At 53.1% G+C, this 510-nt stretch carries 1 pseudogene; it reads right to left on the reverse strand.

The window, feature by feature from the left end:
- A pseudogene (locus AC3XQU_RS22870) lies at positions 1-482 on the reverse strand (hypothetical protein); the annotation flags it as partial.
- Between the last annotated feature and the right edge of the window lie 28 nt (positions 483-510).

The following is a 510-nucleotide window of genomic DNA, read 5'->3' on the forward strand; positions in this document are numbered from 1 at the left end:
ATGTTTGCTTCCCACGTTGATGACGGCGTTAGATCACCCGCAGTCATGGGGAGGGACAAACCCTCTGATTTGGAAAGGTCTGTGTACACGAAGCGGATGTTGAATTGTTCATAAAATCGATTGCGTCTGTCTTTGTTCTCAGCTTGCGCTTGAAGTGAGAGCAGCTGTATAGGCTTCACAGAGGCGTCAGGCCACCTGCTCGCCCATGAAACGATTTCATTCATCATGTAGCTACCGATTCGATTGCCCTCAAGCCCAGGCAAATCCAAAAACACCGCCCCACTGCCCCCGTAATGCGACGTAAGGCACGTGGTGTTCCAGGCGCGGTTGAAGCTGGCTTGAAACTCAGCTGTCCGCCTAACGCCGTCACGCGGCCTTGGGGTAACTTGATGATAGCGAATACGAATCGCAGCATTATCGATCGCACCGTCAACTGGGTCCAAAACGGATGTTTCTATGCGCTCGACCACCAGCCAGGCCATGGGCTTTCCTGACGGCTCTAACCTGGAT

It is taken from the genome of Telluria sp. AZSoR62 (genome assembly GCF_058111565.1).